The 17,906-nt window shown below is 66.8% G+C and carries 2 protein-coding genes; both read left to right on the forward strand.

Features of this window, described 5'->3' with window-relative positions; all coding sequences use genetic code 11:
- Positions 1–162 precede the first annotated feature (162 nt).
- Positions 163–6,531 carry a non-ribosomal peptide synthetase gene (locus D886_RS0126610; protein ID WP_027596796.1) on the forward strand — a complete coding sequence of 2,123 codons (6,369 nt, stop codon included), beginning with the start codon at positions 163–165 and terminating at the stop codon, positions 6,529–6,531.
- 209 nt (positions 6,532–6,740) lie between these two features.
- Positions 6,741–17,906, forward strand: an 11,166-nt coding sequence (locus D886_RS27375) for a non-ribosomal peptide synthetase (RefSeq protein ID WP_033694413.1), incomplete at its 3' end; no start/stop codon positions are given.

A 17,906-nucleotide genomic window follows, 5' to 3' on the forward strand; every position in this document is an offset into this window, starting at 1 on the left:
CCCCTGGCGTAGGCCAAACCGGGCAGCCGCTGTGGCAAATCTCCTACATGTTTTTCAGCAGCCATCGACAGGCCCGGTGCGTGTCCGGGTTTCGGGGGCCATACAGCCTGAAGGTAGGGTGCTTGAATCCGCGGATGATCAACCAGAAGGACCTGCCGAACCATGCCTGTCGCCCAAACCTTTGCCCTGACCGTTGCCCAGCGCGACATCTGGCTGGACCAGATCAGCCACGGCGACTCGCCGCTGTACAACATCGGCGCGTACGTCGAACTGGCCGGCGGGGTGGATGCCGAGCGGCTAAACCGGGCACTGGCGCACCTGGTCGCCCAGCATGATGGCCTGCGCACCGTGCTGGTGACGCACGCGGGCCAGGGTGGGGTAGCCCGCCAGTACTTTGCCGAGGCCCTCGATGTGCCGCTGGTGCAGCACGATGTCCGCAGCGCGGATGACCCGTTCGGCGCTGCCCAAGGCCTGTTGCAAACACAGATGCAGACACCGTACCGCCTGGATGCCAGCCCACTGTGGGGGGCGACATTGATCCGCCTGGGCGAGCAGCGGTACCTGTTTGCCGTGCAGGCTCATCACCTGATTCTCGATGGCTGGGGCGTGGACCAGTGGTTCAAGCAGATCGCCGACTATTACCGCCTGCTTGAACAAGGGCTGGCATTGCCAGACAGCGCCCCGTCTTACCGCGCGTTCATCGAGGACGATGCCCAGTACCAGGGTTCGCCACGCCATGACCGCGACCGCGATTACTGGCTGGCCAAGTACCAGCAGCTACCCGATGCCTTGCTGGCACCCCGCGAGCGCAATGCGCAGCACGTGTCGCCGCCCAGTGCGGTACTCGAACAGCCCTTCGATACCCGCTTGCTGGCACGTATGCGTGCCCTCGGTACCACGCTGCAGGCCTCGCCCTTCCATGTGCTGCTGGCGGCGTTGCATGTGTGCAGCGCACGTACCTGGCAGCGTGACGAGTGGGTGGTCGGCCTGCCGGTGCGCAACCGTGGCAACGCCCAGTTCAAGTCGACCCTGGGGCTGTTTACCCAAGTCAGCGCATTGCGCATGGACTTTGGCCGTGAACGCTCGTTCAGCGCGCTGGTACAGGGGATCCGCGATGCGCTCAAGCAAGACTTTCGCCATCAGCGTTTCGCCCTTAGCGAACTCAACCGCAGCCTTGGTGCATTGCGTGAAGAGCGGCCGCACCTGTTCGAGCTGATGGTGTCATTCGAGGAGGATGGCAACGACCTACGCTTCGGTGACGTGCCCGGCCACACGGTGATGGTCTGCAATGGCCACGAGCCCACGCCCTTGAGCATCCACCTGCGTTGCAACAGCCAACGCGACAGCGCGTGCCTGCACCTGGTGCACAACCGCGCCTGGTTCAGCGATGAAGATGTGACAGCGTTGGCCGAGCGCCTGCTGCATGTGCTGGAGCAAGGCCTGGAACAGCCCGAACAAAGTATCGCGGCGTTCGATCTACTGACCGCCCGCGAGCACGCCCGCCTGCGGCAGTGGAATGCGACGGCGCAAGCAGCGCCTGAACAGGCTGAGGCGTTGATCCATCGTCGTATCCAAGCTCAGGCCAACGCCACGCCACACGCCGTGGCAGCGCTGCACGACGGCCAGCGCCTGAGCTATGGCGAACTCGACCGGCGTGCCGACGCGCTGGCCCGGCACCTGGCAGCCCTTGGCGCCAAGCCTGACCAGCGGGTAGCGGTGGTCGCCCAGCGCGGCCTGGACACCTTGGTCGGCCTGCTGGCCGTGCTCAAGGCCGGGGCCGCTTACGTGCCGATCGATCCGGCCCACCCGCAGGAGCGCCTGGCCTATCTGCTGCAAGACAGCGCGCCGGCCGTGGTGCTGACCCAGTCGCGGCTGCTCGACCGCCTTCCGCCCCATGGCCTGCCACAAATCGTGTTGGACCGCTGGGACTGGAACACGGCAACCGCCGCAATGCCAGCACCTGTGCAGCCGCAAGCGAGCGACCTGGCCTATGTCATCTACACCTCCGGCTCCACCGGCCAGCCTAAGGGCGTGATGGTCGAGCACCACATGCTGGCCAACCTGGTCGACTGGCACTGCAATGCCTTCAACCTGGGCCCCGGGCGCCACCAGTCGAGCCTGGCCGGCTTCGGCTTTGACGCCATGGCTTGGGAGGTGTGGCCCGCGCTGTGCAGTGGCGCTACTTTGCACCTGGCACCGGTGCGTGACGGTGCTGAAGACATCGACGCGTTGCTCAGTTGGTGGCGCGCCCAGCCGCTGGATGTCAGCTTTCTGCCCACCCCGGTGGCTGAGCATGCCTTCGCCCAGGGCGAGCTGCACCCAACCTTGCAGACCCTGCTGATTGGCGGCGACCGCCTGCGGCGCCTGGCCCGCGAGCGGCGCTACCGGGTCATCAACAACTATGGCCCCACCGAAGCCACGGTGGTGGCGACGTCGGGCGAAGTAAACGCCGGCGGCCCGCTGCATATCGGCCGCCCGGTGGCCAACACCCAGGTGTACGTCCTCGATGAGCAGTGCCGCCTGCTGCCGATCGGCGCCCCAGGCGAATTGTATGTGGGCGGCAAGGGGGTGGCCCGGGGTTACCTCAACCGGCCGCAGATGACCGCCGAGCGTTTTCTCGACGACCCGTTCAGTGCGCTGCCAGGGGCACGCATGTACCGCACGGGCGACCTGGTGCGCTGGCTGCCCGATGGCACGCTGGAGTACCTCGGGCGCAATGACGACCAGGTGAAAATCCGCGGTGTGCGGGTTGAACTGGCCGAAATCGAAGCTGCCCTGGCCAGCCATGCGGCGGTGCGCGAGTGTGTGGTGATGCTGCGCGAAGGCCAGTTGCAGGCTTGGTTCATTGGCGAGGCGGAGGTGGAGCCCAGGGCGCTGCATGACCACTTGCGCGAACGCCTGCCAGTCGCTTTGTTGCCGGTGGCCTATGTCAACCTGGCCAGTTGGCCATTGACTGCCAATGGCAAACTCGACCGCCGTGCCTTGCCGACAGCGGACGAAGCCGCCAAGGTGCGTCGCGAGCACGAGGCGCCGATCGGCGACGTCGAGCAACGCCTGGCCTTGCTGTGGGCCGAATTGCTGCAGGTCGAGCGGGTAGGGCGCCAGGACCACTTCTTCGAGCTGGGCGGCCACTCGCTGCTGGCCGTGCAACTGATCGAGAGGATGCGCCAGCAGGGCCTGCAAGCCGATGTACAGGTACTGTTCGGCCAATCGACCCTGGCCAGCCTTGCGGCCAGCGTAGTGGTCGGCGAAGCCGCGCGCGTGCCGGCCAACCGGGTTCCGCCAGGGTGCCAGCACATCACGCCGGGCATGCTCACCCTCAGCGAACTGTCGCAGGTTGATATCGACCGCATCGTTGCCACGGTGCCGGGGGGCGCAGGCAACGTGCAGGAAATCTATCCGCTGGCGCCCCTGCAACAAGGCCTGCTTTACCACCACGTCACCGATGCTCGCGACCCGTACCAGCAACAGGCTTTGTTTACCTTTGCCAGCCGCATGCAGTTACAGGCCTTCACCGAAGCGTTGCAGCAGGTGATAAACCGTCACGACATCTTACGCACCAGCCTGGCCTGGGAGGGGCTTGAACAGCCCCAACAGGTGGTCTGGCGCCAGGCCCTTCTGACGGTCGACAACTGGGTGGGGGAGGCACACGCAGGCAACATTGCCGGGCAAATGCGCAGCCACTTCGACCCCCAGCAACGGCCCTTGGACCTGCGCCAGGCACCGATGATGGCGCTGGCCTGCGCCGAGGATGCCCAGCACGGGCGTTGGTTGGGCTTGCTGCGCTTCCACCACTTGGTCAACGATGCCGTTTCGCTGCAGGTGCTGTTGGGCGAGCTGGACGCCTTCATGGCTGGGCGCGGCGAGCCGTTGCCGGCACCTGTGCCGTATCGTGACTACGTGGCGCTAAGCGCTGCCCCCGAGCGCCAGGCCCGGCACGAAGCCTTCTTCCGCGAGCAACTGGCTGGCATCGAACCGCCAGCGCCGATTGCCGGGCTGGGTGGCGAGCCGGTCGACGAGGGTGACCTGCACAGCCACAGCCAGGTGATCGATGCGCCGCTGGCAGGCCAGTTGCGCGCTCAGGCCCGGCACCACGGCGCGAGCCTGGCCAGCCTGCTGCACCTGGCCTGGGCTCAGGTGCTTGGCGCCCTCGGTGGGCGTGATGAGGTCACCCTGGGCACCGTGTTGCTGGGCCGCAGCATGGCTGGCAACGGGGCTGATCGTGCCCTGGGCATGTTCATCAACAGCGTGCCCTTGCGGGTAGGCCTGGCGAATCGCTCGGTCGACCAGGCGCTGAGCGAGACCCACGCGCGGCTGGCCGCCTTGCTTGGCCATGAAGATGCGCCGCTGATCCTCGCCCAGCAGTGCAGTGGCTTGCCCGCCGGCACGCCGCTGTTCAACAGCCTGATCAACTACCGCCAAGGGGCAGTAATGCTCGGTCCGGTATTGCCGGGCGTAGAGCTGGCCGAAGCCAGTGAAGTACACAGCCATGGCCTGGTCCTCACGGTGGACGACCATGCCGACGGGCTACAGTTCGCCCTGCGCGCGCCGCGTGCGATTGGCGCGCAGCGGGTGCTGAACTACCTGTTGACCACCTTGCGCCAACTGGGCAATGCCCTGGCCGAGCACCGCAGCACGCGCTTGGATGCACTGTGCGCGGTGCCAGACGGCGAGCTGCACCGCTTGCTGCAGGGTTTCAACGCCACCGAAGACCCGCAAAGCCCGGTCAGGCAGACCTTGCCGGCGCTGTTCCAGGCCCAGGTGCGGCGTACACCCCACGCCATCGCGCTGCAGGCTGAGGACGGCTGCCTCGATTACCAGGCCCTCAACGCCCAGGCCAACCGCCTGGCCCACCACCTGATCGCCCTGGGTGTTAAGCCCGACGCGCGGGTGGCGGTTTGTGTCGAACGTGGCGTTGCACTGATGGTCGCCTTACTGGGCGTGCTCAAGGCCGGCGGCGCCTACGTGCCACTCGACCCCGCTTACCCGGCCGAGCGGCTGCGCTTCATGCTGGAAGACAGCACGCCGTCGGTGGTGCTGGTGCACGGCGCTACCCTGGGCCTGTTCGAGCCAATGCCAGGCCCTGTGCTTGACCTTGACCGGGGCGATTGGCACGCCTGCTCGGCAGCCGACCCGCAAGTGCCGGGCCTGGGCCCGAGGCAGTTGGCCTATGTGATGTACACCTCGGGCTCCACCGGCACCCCGAAGGGGGTGATGGTCGAGCACCGTGGCCTGTGCAACCTGATGCACTGGGGTTCGCGCATCTGCCCGCCACGCCCGGGCGATGCCTTGCTGCAACGGGCGCCGTTCACCTTCGACGGTTCGGTCTGGGAGCTGTTCTGGCCGCTGACCGCCGGTTTGCGCCTGGTCCTGGCGCGCCCTGACGGGCACCGTGACCCGGCGTACCTGGTGCAGTTGGTGCAGGCCAGGCAGGTGACCACGATCAAATTCGTCCCGGCGCTGCTGCATCAGTTTTTGGAAGAGCCGGGTGTTGAGCGTTGCACTAGCCTGACGGACATCTTCTGCGGCGGCGGTGAACTGACATTCGCGCTGGTCCAACGCCTGCGCGAATGTCTGCCCACGGTGCGCCTGCACAACGTCTATGGCCCGACCGAAGCGACGGTAGACAGCACCGCCTGGACCCTGCAGCCGCACGAACCGCTGCCGTTGATCGCGCCGCCGATCGGCCGGCCGATCGCCAATACCCGCCTGTATGTGCTCGATGCGCATGACCGCCCGGTGCCACTCGGCGCGGTGGGCCAGTTGCACATTGGCGGCGTCGGCGTGGCCCGCGGCTACCTCGGGTTGCCGGCATTGCAGGCTGAGCGCTTCATCGCCAGCCCGTTCGTCGAGGGCGACCGCCTGTACCGCACCGGCGACTTGGTGCGCTACCGCCTGGACGGTGAGCTGGACTTTGTCGGCCGCAACGATTTCCAGGTCAAGCTGCGTGGGTTGCGGGTCGAGCTGGGGGAAATCGAAGCGTCGCTGACGGCGCATCCGGCCATTGGGCAGGCCGTGGTGCTGATGCGCGAAGAGCGCCTGGTGGCCTACTTCACCTGCCGCGAGGGCAGCAGCGCACCCGCGCTTGAGGTGCTGCGCAGCCACGTGCTGGCGCGCATGCCCGACTACATGGTGCCGCAGGCGTTCGTGGCCCTGGGCGAGCTGCCGTTGAGCAACAACGGCAAGGTCGACCGTAAGGCCTTGCCAGCGCCTGGAGCCGAGTCGGTGATCAGCCGCCAGTACCAGGCCCCGCGTGGCGAGTTGGAAACCGCGCTGGCCGAGATCTGGACCGATGTGCTGAAGATCGAGCAGGTTGGGCGTGACGACAACTTCTTCGAACTGGGCGGCCACTCGCTGCTGGCGGTCAGCCTGGTGGCACGCATGCGCCAGGCCGGGTTGCATGTGGATGCCCGCACCTTGTTCAGCCAGCCGACCCTGGCTGCGCTGGCCGCCAGCACCCGCCTCGAGCAGGTCGAGGTGGTGATACCGCAGACCACCATTCCCAGCCTGGGTAAACGCAGGCGCATCTGAGATCGCCGGGGCCGCGTTGCGGCCCATCGCCGGCAAGCCGGCTCCTACAGGGTCTTCACAAGGTCTGAGCCTGCGCAGATACCTGTGGGAGCCGTCTTGCCGGCGATGGCGCTTTCCGAAATTGTCCCCGCTTCCCATGTCAGACCGACCGGTCACGATCCTTTAGCGTGTCCACGATTCCCATTCCAGGCAAAGCAGGATGCTTACCGATGCACTTCAGCGAACTGATGGCTGCTCTTTCCACCCGTGCGATCCGACTCCAGCGTGAAGACCAGGACCTGATCGTCCTCGGCGATGACGATACCCTGGACGACAGCTTGTGGGAGGCGTTGTCACGGCACAAGCCGGCGTTGCTGGAGATGCTCGCCGAACGCGATGACGACTGGCTCAGCCCGGCCTTCCGGATCACCCCCGACATGCTGCCGCTGGTCACGTTGGACCAGGAAGCCATCGACCGCATCGTCGCCAGCGTGCCGGGCGGCGCAGCCAACGTTCAGGACATCTACCCGTTGGCCCCGCTGCAGCAGGGCATGCTGTACCACCACCTGTCCGCCACCGAGGGCGACCCGTACCTGTCGCAGGTGCAACTGCGCTTTGCCAGCAAAACCCACCTGGAAGCCTTCGCCGAGGCGCTGCAGTGGGTGATCCAGCGCCACGATATCCTGCGCACCGCGCTGCACTGGGAATACCTCGACCAACCGGTGCAGGTGGTCTGGCATGAAGCGACGCTGGTCCGCGAAGCCGTGCCAGTTGCTGGCAGCACAGCCCTCGCCGAGCTGTGCGCGCGCTTCGACCCGCGCCAGTATCGTCTCGACCTGCGCCAGGCACCGCTGATGCAACTGATGCACGCGCAAGGCGAGGGCACTACGTGGGTGGCGCTGCTGATGTTCCACCACGTGGTGATGGACCATACCGCCTTGGATATCGTGCGCCGTGAAATCCAGGCGCACATCGCCGGCCAGTCCGACCGACTGGCGGCCCCCATGCCGTTTCGCAATGTGCTGGCCGCCGCTCGCCAGGCACTGGATGAGGACGCCCATGAGCGCTTCTTCCGCGAGATGCTGGGCGACATCGATGAGCCCACGCTTGCCTTCGGCCTGCAGGACAAAGGCGATGTGCAACTGGAGCAAGCACGCCTGACCCTGCCACCTACGCTCAGCCAGCGCCTGCGCAGCCAGGCCCGGCAACTCGGCGTGAGCCCGGCAAGCGTGTTGCACCTGGGCTTTGGCCGGTTGATCGGGCAACTGTCGGGCCGCCAGCAGGTGGTGTTCGGCAGCGTGCTGCTGGGCCGGATGACCACCGGCGACGGCAGCGAGCAGGCGCTGGGGATGTTCATCAACAGCCTGCCGTTGCGCATCGACCTGGGCCCAACCAGCGTGCGTGACGCCCTGCTGGCCACCCATCGACGGCTCAGCGCCTTGCTCGGCCACGAACAGGCGTCGCTGGCCCTGGCCCAGCGCTGCAGCGGTGTGGCCGCGCCAGCGCCGCTGTTCAATAGTCTGCTCAACTACCGGCACAGTGACGTCGGTGATGCCGCCGAGATCATCCCGGTGGCTGCTGGCATCGATATCGTCGGCGCCGAGGAGCGCACCGATTACCCGCTGACTGTCAGCGTCGACGACCTGGGCGACGCGCTGCGCCTGACCGTGCAGAGCCTGCCGGCGTGGAGCGCGTCACGCCTGTGCGCGCAGTTCGAACAGGTGTTGGCAAGCCTGGTCGACGCCCTGGAACACACCCCCACGGCAGCGCTGCAAGGGTTGCAGGTATTGCCGCCTGCCGAGCGTGATCAGGTACTGCAACAGTTCAACCACACCGCCCAGCTTTATCCGCAGGGGCAGACCGTACACGCCATGGTCGAGGCCCGTGCCGCCACCGCGCCAGCAGCGGTTGCGCTGTTGCAGGATGGCCAGGCGCTGCGTTACGACGAACTCAACCGCCGTGCCAACCAACTGGCTCACCAACTGATCGAACGCGGCGTTCAGGTGGGGGACCGCGTGGCCCTGTGCCTGCCGCGCAACAGCGGGCGCGTGGTTGCGTTGCTGGCAGTGCTTAAAGCGGGCGCGGCCTACGTGCCGGTGGACCCGGCGTACCCAGCTGAGCGCATTGCCTACCTGCTGGCTGACAGTGCCCCGGCACTGGTCGTGAGCGAGACTGCGGTAAATGGGCTGCCGGCCCAGGTGCCGCGCCTGGACCTGGACCACATCAGCACCTGTACTGCGCACGACAGCAACCCACAGCGACCTGGGCTGGGCGCGCAGCAACTGGCCTATGTGGTCTACACCTCCGGCTCCACCGGCCAACCCAAGGGGGTGATGATCGAGCACCACACGCTGGCCAACCTGGTGCATTGGCACTGCCAGGCCTTTGCGCTGGACGCCGATGCGCACACGTCAAGCGTGGCCGGTTTCGGGTTTGACGCCATGGCCTGGGAGGTCTGGCCAGCCTTGTGCGCCGGGGCCACGCTGCACCTGCCACCCGCGCACATCGCCAACGAGCATGTCGATGAGTTGCTCGACTGGTGGCTGTTGCAGCCACTGAAGGTCAGCTTCCTGCCCACCCCGGTAGCGGAGCAGGCCCTGCGCCGCGAACACCAGCACCCGACCCTGCGCACCTTGCTGGTGGGCGGGGACCGCCTGCGCCAGTTCGAGCGAGCGCCAGGCTTTGCCCTGATCAACAACTACGGGCCGACCGAAACCACTGTTGTCGCCACCTCTGGGCAGGTCTTGCCCAACGGCGCACTGCACATCGGCCGGCCCATCGCCAATACCCGCGTCTATGTACTGGACGAAGGCTTGCAGCCAGTCCCGGTTGGCGTCGCGGGTGAGCTGTTCATCGGCGGCGCGCAAGTGGCGCGGGGCTACTTCAATCGCCCGGCGTTGACCGAACAGGCTTTTCTTGTCGACCCGTTCAGCGAGCAGCCCAACGCACGCATGTATCGCAGCGGTGATCGGGTGCGCTGGAATGCCGACGGCACCCTCGACTACCTCGGCCGCAACGACGACCAGGTGAAGATCCGCGGTGTGCGGGTTGAGCTGGGTGAAATCGAGGCCACCCTCGCGGCGCAGCCGGGTATCGACGCCGCCGTGGTGCTGGTGCGGGGCGAGCGTTTGCTGGCCTGGTTCACCGAGACTGCCCCTGTCGCCCTGGACGCCTTGCGCCAGGCCCTGCAGGCCCGCTTGCCAGCGCACATGGTGCCGCTGGCGTTCGTGCGCCTCGATGAGCTGCCGCTGACCAGCCATGGCAAACTCGACCGCCGTGCGCTGCCTGACCCAGAGACCTCGCAGTTGTTCGGCCAGGCCTACGAAGCGCCCACGGGCGAAACCGAAGCGACGATGGCGGCGATCTGGGCCGACGTGCTGGGTGTGCAGCGGGTAGGGCGCCATGACAACTTCTTCGAACTGGGCGGCCACTCGCTGCTAGCGGTGACGTTGGTCGAGCGCTTGCGCAAGGCAGGCCTGCTGATCGATGTGCGGGTGCTGTTCGCCCAGCCGACCCTGGCTGCCCTGGCCGGCGCAGCGGGCATCGGCCACGAAGTGAAGGTGCCGGCCAACCGGGTGCCCGCGCAGGTCCAACGCATCACGCCGAGCATGCTCAGCCTGATCGACCTGGACCAGGCAGCCATCGACGACATCGTCGCAACGGTGCCGGGTGGCGCCGCCAATGTGCAGGAAATCTACCCGCTGGCCCCGCTGCAGGAAGGCATTCTCTACCACCACCTGAGCGCCGAGCAGGGCGACCCCTACCTGCTGCAGACCCGTCTGGCCTTCGACAGTGTCGAGCGCTTGCTGGCCTGGGCCGGTGCGCTGCAACAGGTCATCGATCGCCACGATATCCTGCGCACCGCCGTGCTTTGGCAAGGGCTGGCGCAGCCGCTGCAGGTGGTTTGGCGCAAGGCCGAGTTGGTGGTCAGCGAAATCGACGACCTGGCCGATGACGATGGCCTGGCGCGGGTTGAACAGTTGCATGCCCGGTTCGATGCGCGGCACCACCGGTTGGACCTGACCCAGGCGCCATTGACCCGCCTGTATTACAGCCTGGACCCTGCCAACCAGCAGGTGGTGGCGATTCTGCTGTTCCATCACCTGACCCTCGACCACACGGCCATGGATGTGGTCGCCCGCGAAATGCGCGCCTTGCTGTTCGGCCAGGGGCACACACTGCCGGCAGCGGTGCCATACCGCAATTACGTGGCCCAGGCTCGCCTGGGTGACCAGGCGGCCCACGAGGCGTTCTTCCGCGAGATGCTGGCGGATGTCGAAGAACCAACCTTGCCACTGGGCTATGCCGATGTGCAGGGCGATGGCCGCGGCATCGAAACGGCGTTCCAGGCACTGGACGGCGAAGTTGCCCACGGTTTGCGCACCCAGGCGCGGCAACTGGGCGTCAGTGCCGCCAGCCTCATGCACCTGGCCTGGGCGCGCGTACTGGGCGTGCTGGCTAACCGCGATGATGTGGTGTTTGGCACGGTACTGATGGGCCGTCTGCAGGGCGGCGAGGGCGCCGACCGGGCGTTGGGGATGTTCATCAACACCCTGCCGCTGCGGGTGGACACCACGCTGGCCGTGCGTGCCGCTGTGCGCGCCACCCACCGCAACCTCTCGGCCTTGCTGGGCCATGAGCACGCGCCGCTGGCCTTGGCCCAGCGCTGCAGTGGCGTGGCCGCGTCCGCGCCGTTGTTCAGTGCCTTGCTCAACTATCGGCACAGCGCCGACGCGGCCACCGGCGAGGCAATCTGGGAGGGTGTGCGCCTGCTCGGTGGCGAGGAGCGCAGCAACTACCCGCTGACCCTCAGCGTCAATGACCTGGGTGAAGGTTTCACCTTCAGTGTGCTGGCTATTTCAGGAATTGGTGCGGCGCGGGTCGCCGCCTGGATGGTCAATGCCGTCACCCAGCTGCTGCAAGCATTGCAGCAAGGGCAGGATGCGCGGGTCGACAGCTTGTCGATCTTGAGCGACGAAGCGCGCCAACAGCTGCTGGGCAGTTTCAACGCCACCGCACAGCACTACCCGCAAGGGCAGACGGTACACGCGCTGGTGGAGGCCCGAGCAGCCGAGACCCCGGATGCCACGGCCGTGAACCAGGATGGCCAGGCACTCAGCTATGGTGACCTGAACCTGCGGGCCAACCGCCTGGCGCATCAGTTGATCGCACGCGGCGTGCGCGGCGGTGACCGCGTGGCATTGTGCGTGGGCCGCAGCGCCGAGCGAGTAATCGGCCTGCTGGCCGTGCTCAAGGCCGGCGCTGCCTATGTGCCGGTCGACCCGGGCTATCCTGCCGAACGCATAGCCTACCTGCTGGCCGACAGCGTGCCCGCCCTGGTGCTGAGCGAAACGGGCATTGCCGGCCTGCCAGCTGACATACCCCGCCTGAACCTCGACCAGGCCGCCGCCGATGATGCCCTGGACAGCAACCCGCACGTACCTGGGCTGGATGCGCACCACTTGGCCTACCTGGTCTACACCTCCGGCTCCACTGGCCAGCCCAAGGGCGTGATGATCGAACACCACACCCTGGCCAACCTGGTGCACTGGCACTGCCAGGCCTTCGCGCTGGAGGCCGGTGTGCGTACCTCGAGCGTTGCTGGCTTTGGCTTCGACGCCATGGCCTGGGAAGTATGGCCGGCGCTGTGTGGCGGTGCCACGCTGCACCTGCCACCTGCGCACATCGGCAATGAACATGTGGATGAACTGCTCGACTGGTGGCTCGAGCAGCCGCTGGCGGTCAGCTTCTTGCCCACGCCGGTGGCCGAACAGGCGCTGCGCCGCGAACGGCAACACCCGACCTTGCGCACCTTGCTGATCGGTGGCGACCGCCTGCGCCAGTTCGACCGCGATCCAGGCTTCGCCCTGATCAACAACTATGGGCCGACCGAGACCACGGTGGTCGCCACGTCTGGCCAGGTCTTGCCGGGTGCGGCGTTGCACATCGGCACGCCCATCGCCAATACCCGCGTCTATGTGCTCGATGCCCATCGCCAAGCGGTGCCCGTGGGCGTCGTGGGCGAGCTGTACATCGGCGGCGCGCAGGTAGCGCGGGGCTATTTCAATCGCCCTGAATTGACCGAAGAGCGCTTCCTCGCCGACCCGTTCAGCCGCAAGCCCGGCGCGCGCATGTACCGCAGTGGCGACCTGGTGCGCTGGAACGCCGATGGCACGCTGGACTACCTCGGCCGCAATGACGACCAAGTGAAGGTCCGCGGCGTGCGCGTGGAGTTGGGTGAAATCGAGGCGGCGCTGACAGCCCAGCCCGGTATTGCCGATGCCGTGGTATTGGTGCGTGGCGAGCGCCTGCTGGCCTGGTTCACCGAACAGGTGCCGGTGGCGGTCGAGGCTCTGCGTCACGCGCTGCAGGCCAGCTTGCCGGGGCACATGGTGCCGCAGGCGTTCATCCGCCTGGACCAATGGCCGTTGACCCGCCATGGCAAGCTGGACCGTCGGGCCCTGCCTGAGCCGGACGCGGCCCAACTGATCAGCCAGGGCTATGAAGCCCCTGCCAGCAAGACTGAAGCGGCCATGGCCAGCGTCTGGGCCGACGTGCTGGGCGTGGAACGGGTAGGGCGGCACGACAACTTCTTCGAGCTGGGCGGCCACTCGCTGCTGGCTGTGACCCTGATCGAACGCTTGCGCCAACAGGGCCTGCAGTCCGACGTGCGGGTGCTGTTCGGCCAGCCCACCGTGGCTGCACTGGCTGCCGCGCTGGGCAAAGGTCGCCAGGTCAGCGTGCCCGAGAACCGTATTCCAGCGGGCTGCACCCACATCACCCCCGCCATGCTGCCTTTGCTGACGTTGGACGCCAGTACCCTCGAGCACATCGTCGCCACGGTGCCAGGTGGTGCTGCCAACGTGCAGGACATCTACCCGTTGGCACCGCTGCAGGAGGGCATTCTCTACCATCACCTGAGTGCCGCAGACGAAGACCCGTACCTGCTGCAGTGGCGCGTCGCATTCGACAGTCACGCCCGCCTGCTGGCCTTCGCCCAGGCCTTGGACAAGGTCATCGCGCGCCACGATATCCTGCGTACCGCCGTGCTCTGGGACGGCCTGGTGCAGCCGGTGCAGGTGGTATGGCGCAGCGTGCCGGGCTCGGTGCTGGTCAATAGCAGCGAAGCCACCGGCCCTCTCGACCTGAGCCAAGCCCCACTGATCCGCCTGCTGCAGACCCCACAGCCAGGCACCGAAGGCCTCGAAGCCACCCTGCAGTTCCACCACATCGCCTTGGACCACACGGCCATGAAGGTGGTGCTGGAAGAAATCCGCGATCACCTGCGCGGCCAGCAGCCCAGCCAACCGGCCGTGCCGTACCGCAACTACGTGGCCCAGGCGCGCCTGGCCATCAGCGAGGCCGAGCACGAAGCGTTCTTCCGCGCCGAGCTGGCCGACATCGACGAACCGACCTTGCCCTATGGCCTGGCCGACCTGCAGGGCCAGGCCAGCGCCTTCGAGTTGGCCACGGTGCAACTGGCCACTGAGCAGTACCGGCGCCTGCGTAGCCAGGCCCAGCAGTTGGGCGTGAGCGCCGCCAGCGTTCTGCACCTGGCCTGGGCGCGGCTGGTGGGCGCCACCAGTGGCAAAGACCGCGTGGTGTTCGGCACCGTGCTGCTGGGCCGCCTACAAGGGGGCGCCGGCGCTGATCGGGGCCTGGGCATGTTCATCAATACCTTGCCACTGCGCCTGGACCTGCAAGGGCTAGGCGTGCGCGCCGGGGTGCACCTGGCCCACCAGCGGCTGAGTGCATTGCTGGTGCACGAGCACGCCTCGCTGGCCTTGGCCCAGCGTTGCAGCGGCGTGGCTGCGCCGACGCCGTTGTTCAGTGCCATGCTCAACTACCGGCATGGCGCTAGCCAGCCCGAGCAGCAAGCGCAACGCGAAGCCTTGGAAGGCATCCAGGCACTGCCCAGCGGCGGCCACGGCAACTACCCGCTAAGTGTCAACGTGGACGACCTGGGCGATGGCCTGCGGCTGACGGCCCAAGTCAGCGCTCAGGTGGGCGCGCAGCGTGTCTGCGACCAACTGTTGCAGGTGCTGCACGGGTTGCTGGATGCACTTGAGCACGCGCCTGACACGCCAGTGCAGCAGTTACCGGTACTGACGCCTGATGAGCGCCGGCGACTGCTGGCCAATGCCCCGCAAACGCCTCACGACATGGCGCAACCGCTGCACGGGCTGTTCGAGGCCCAGGTACGGCGCACGCCCACTGCCATTGCACTGGTCGCCGAGGAAGGCGAGCTGAGCTATCGCCAGCTCGATGAGCAAGCCAATCGGCTTGCCCATCATTTGATCGGCTTGGGCGTCAAACCGGATGACCGTGTAGCGATCTGCGTCGAGCGCGGGCTGTCGATGGTGGTCGGGTTGCTGGCCATCCTCAAGGCAGGCGGCGCCTATGTGCCAGTTGACCCAGGATACCCGGCTGAACGTATCCGCCACATGTTGAGCGACAGTGCGCCGCTGGCCGTGCTGATGCACAGCGCTACCCGTGAGGTCGTACACGGCACCCCGGTGCAGCTGGTCGACCTCGATCAGCCTTGCTGGGAAGCCCAGCCGATCAGCAACCCTCGCGTAGCCGCGCTGAACGCGAGCCACCTGGCGTACGTGATCTACACCTCCGGCTCCACAGGCCAACCCAAAGGGGTGATGGTCGAACACCGCAACGTGGTCAACCTGGTGCGCTGGAGCCAGCGCCTTTGCCAGCTACCTGGCAAAGGCGCTGTGCTGCACAAGACCCCGGTCAGCTTCGATGCCTCGGTGTGGGAACTGTTCTGGCCGTTGTGCAGCGGCCTACGCCTGGTACTGGCGCGCCCGCACGGCCAACGTGACCCGCACTACCTTGCGCAATTGATCGAGGCGCAGCAGGTCAGCGTGGTGCAATTCGTGCCGGCGTTGCTGCAGCAGTTCCTTGAAGCACCTGCCAGCGCTCGCTGCGCCAGCCTCAGCGATATCGTCTGCGGTGGTGGTGAGTTGACCCAGGCGCTGGCCGCCCAGGTACGCGAGTGCCTGCCGGGTGTGCGCCTGCATAACGTGTATGGCCCGACCGAGACCACCGTCGATTGCAGCGCCTGGACGCTGGAACCGGGCGCGGATCTGCCGCACGGGGCATTGCCGATTGGCACCGCCATCGACAATACCCGGCTGTATGTACTCGACCGCTACGACCAACCCGTGCCGTGGGGCGTGGTCGGCCAGCTGCATATCGGCGGCGCGGGCGTAGCGCGGGGTTACCTGGGTTTGCCCGAGCAGCAGGCCGAGCGCTTCATCGCCAGTCCCTTCGTTGACGGCGATCAGCTGTACCGCAGTGGTGACCTGGTGCGCCAGCGCGAGGATGGCAACCTGGTCTTCCTCGGCCGTAACGACCACCAGGTCAAAATCCGTGGCCTGCGCATCGAGGCGGGCGAGATCGAAGCCTGCCTGGTGCGTGTGCCCGGTGTGCGCGAGGCCGTGGTACTGGCTTACGACGCCCCGGCCAGTGGGCCGCGCCTGGTCGCCTACTTCACCGGTGAGCCGCGCGAGGCGGACAGCCTGCGTCAGGCGCTGCTGCACGACCTGCCGGAATACATGCTGCCGGCACAGTACATCCACCTCAACCAGTTGCCGTTGACGCCCAATGGCAAGCTCGACCGTAAAGCGCTGCCGGCGCCGGATGCCGCCTTGCATGAACGCCCCTACCAGGCGCCGCAGGGCCAGACCGAAACCCTGCTGGCCCACCTGTGGGCGCAACTGCTGGGCGTCGAGCACGTGGGCCGTCACGACAACTTCTTCGAGCTGGGTGGCCACTCGCTGCTGGCGGTAAGCCTGACCGCGCGGCTGCGCCTGGAAGGTCTGCAAGTCGATGTACGGACCCTGTTCGGCCAGCCTACCGTCGCGGCCCTGGCCGAGACCTTGGGGCGCAACCAGCAAGTGCTGGTACCTGAAAACCGCATCCCTGCCGGTTGCACCCACATCACCCCGGGCCTGCTGAGCCTGATCGACCTCGACCAACCCTCGATCGATCGCATCGTCGCGCGCGTGCCGGGCGGTGCGGCCAATGTGCAGGACATCTACCCGCTGGCTCCGCTGCAGGAAGGTATCCTTTACCATCACCTAAGCGCCGAGCACGACCCCTATGTGCTGTATTCCCGGCTGCGTTTTGACAACGGCGAACGCCTGCAAGCCTTCGCCAGCGCGCTGGACCAGGTCATCGCCCGCCACGACGTGCTGCGCACAGCTGTGCTATGGGACGGCCTGCCGCAGGCTGTGCAGGTGGTCTGGCGTCACGCACCGCTGCAGGTCCTGCGCGACGACGATGCGGCTACCGTTGGCCTGGACTTGAGCCAAGCGCCGCTGATTCGTCTGCTTCATCGCCAGGCACCGGGCAGCGGGTGCATCGAAGCCACCTTGCAGTTCCAACACATCGTCCTCGACCACACCGCCCTGGAGGTGGTCGGTGAGGAGTTGATTGGCTTCCTGCAGAGCACGCCGCCGGTCCAAACCCCCGTGCCGTATCGCAACTATGTGGCCCAGGCGCGCCTGGGTGTCAGCCAGGCCGAGCATGAGGCGTTCTTCCGCGAGCAGTTGGCGGATGTCGACGAGCCGACGTTGCCGTTCGGCCTTAGCGATGTGCAAGGCGATGGCCTTGGCATGCAAGAAGCCAAGCTGGCGCTGTCGGCCGAGCTGGCCGCAGGGCTGCGGCGCCAGGCACGGCACCTGGGCATCAGTGTCGCCAGCCTATTCCACCTGGCTTGGGCGCGCCTGTTGGCCGCTGCCAGCGGCAAGGACCGCGTGGTGTTCGGCACGGTGTTGCTGGGGCGCCTGCAAGGCGGTGAAGGCGCCGAGCGGGCGCTCGGCATGTTCATCAATACCTTGCCGCTGCGGGTCGACCTGGGCGAGGTGAGCCTGCGCGAAGGGGCGCAGGCCGTGCATCAGCGCCTCAGTGCACTGCTAGCGCACGAACACGCGTCCTTGGCGTTGGCCCAGCGCTGCAGCGCTGTGGCTACACCGTTGCCGTTGTTCAGCGCCATGCTCAACTACCGCCATGGCGCAGAAGCCAGCGCCGAACAGCGGCAGGCGTGGCAAGGCATCGACGTGCTCGAAGGCCAGGAGCGCACCAACTACCCGTTGAGCCTGAACGTCGACGATTTGGGGGAGGGCTTCCGCCTGGTTGCCATGACCCCGGCCGACGTAGGCGCGGCGCGTATCTGTGGGCAGATGAACCAGGTGTTGGAGGCCATGGTCGAGGCGCTGGAGCAGACACCGGAACTGCCGGTGCAGCGCTTGCCGGTGCTGGAAGCGCAGGAGCGTGAGCGTGTATTGCTGGGCTTCAACGACACGGCGGTGGACTATGACCTTGAGCAGACCCTGCACGGGATGATCGAGGCGCAGGTGTTGCGTACGCCGGATGCGGTC

This window comes from Pseudomonas sp. LAIL14HWK12:I7 (assembly GCF_000483465.1).
GTDB classification, from domain to species: Bacteria; Pseudomonadota; Gammaproteobacteria; order Pseudomonadales; family Pseudomonadaceae; genus Aquipseudomonas; species Aquipseudomonas kermanshahensis.

What these genes read in the sequence shown, in the direction of transcription:
- D886_RS0126610 (WP_027596796.1), top strand. Translation starts at nt 163, where the DNA reads ATGCCTGTCGCCCAAACCTTTGCCCTGACCGTTGCCCAGCGCGACATC.